Genomic DNA, 485 nt, shown 5'->3' on the forward strand with positions numbered 1-485 from the left:
ATCATCGTGATCGTCACGAGATGAAGCGCGGGATAGCGGCGCTGCAGAAACGACAACAACGCGAGACCGTCGCCATACTTGCCGCCCGGCATCACATAATCGACGACGAGCACGTCGCTCTGCTGTACGTCGAGCATCGCCACCAGGTCGGTCGAATTCGACACAGTGCCGAGCAGCTTGATCGTGCTGCTGCCCGCGAGTGCCTGCGACATCCCGAGTGCGGACGAAGGATGATCGTCCGCTACCATCACTCGCACAAAAAATTCATCCATCTATATTCTTCTCCCGATACACGCGGCCCGACGTGCGATGTTGTGCGACGCCTCGGTCGCGCCACGGTAGCGTTGCGATGCTCAACGAACCGGGCGGTGCGCAGCGTAATTTTAAGATAATAGACGGGTTCCGCGTCGCCGCGAGAAATCGACGTGCGGCTGCTGCACTGGACCGCGCCCGCCGGGCTTCGACGCAACCGCCGACGCGCCGCC

General features: G+C 61.4%; 1 protein-coding gene. It reads right to left on the minus strand.

Features of this window, described 5'->3' with window-relative positions:
* The coding region (locus SB786_RS35630) for a response regulator (protein ID WP_410731492.1) at positions 1–272 on the minus strand (272 nt) is incomplete at its 3' end.
* Positions 273–485 lie beyond the last annotated feature (213 nt).

It is taken from the genome of Burkholderia sp. SIMBA_062 (genome assembly GCF_046534765.1).
Lineage (GTDB): Bacteria > Pseudomonadota > Gammaproteobacteria > Burkholderiales > Burkholderiaceae > Burkholderia > Burkholderia ambifaria.